At 42.9% G+C, this 833-nt stretch carries 1 protein-coding gene; it reads left to right on the forward strand.

Annotation, left to right across the window (positions count from 1 at the left end; all coding sequences use genetic code 11):
- Positions 1–160: 160 nt before the first annotated feature.
- Positions 161–833 (forward strand): ABC transporter permease (locus tag AC1MDJ_RS08175; protein ID WP_479690419.1); only part of this gene is annotated, 673 nt, incomplete at its 3' end.

The raw sequence follows: 833 nt of genomic DNA on the forward strand, positions 1-833 counted from the left end.
AACCGACTTCATCACTAGACGAGGAGCGTCAGCAATCATTTTTGGAGTTATTAAAAAACGTGTGTGATGAATCAGGTGCCAGCCTAATATTTGTCAGCCACGATAAGCGATTAGCGGCAGCTTTTTCTCGCAATATAGCCCTAAAGGATATAAACGTGCTATGAGAAGACTATATTTATTAAAAATGGCTGTTCGCAGTGCACTAAATCGCAAAGCTACGCTGTTTTTGTTAGTTATTTCTGTTGCACTCTCTACTATATTACTGATAGGTATTGAACGAGTGCGCTTACAGGTGCGGAGAGGTTTTGTTCAGTCAATATCTGGGACTGATTTAGTTATCGGAGCGCGTGGCAGTGGTATGGAGCTAATGCTTTATGCAGTTTTTCATATAGGCAGGGCTACCAATAATATGAGCTATGATAGTGCAAAGCTCATAGCACAATATTCAGAGATTGCTTGGGCAATACCATTATCGTTGGGGGATTCCCACAGGGGATATTCAGTAGTAGCAACCACTGCAGACTATTTCACACATTACAGATACAGACAGAATAGGGGATTGACATTCAAAGAAGGAAAAGCTTTTGAGAATGTTTTTGATGTGGTGCTTGGTTATGAAACAGCGAAAAAGTTAAAATATGGATTAGGAGATAGAATTACCCTTTCACACGGTTCAGGTGTTGAGGGGCTGGCAGAACACGCCGATAAGCCGTTCAATATAGTGGGGACACTGGCAGCGACTGGAACCCCAGTTGACCGTTCATTGTTTATCAGTCTGCCAGCTATGACTGCATTGCACTTAGACTGGTCTGCAGGGGTGCCTATACCAGGCT

This window comes from Candidatus Termitispirillum reticulitermitis (assembly GCF_054655775.1).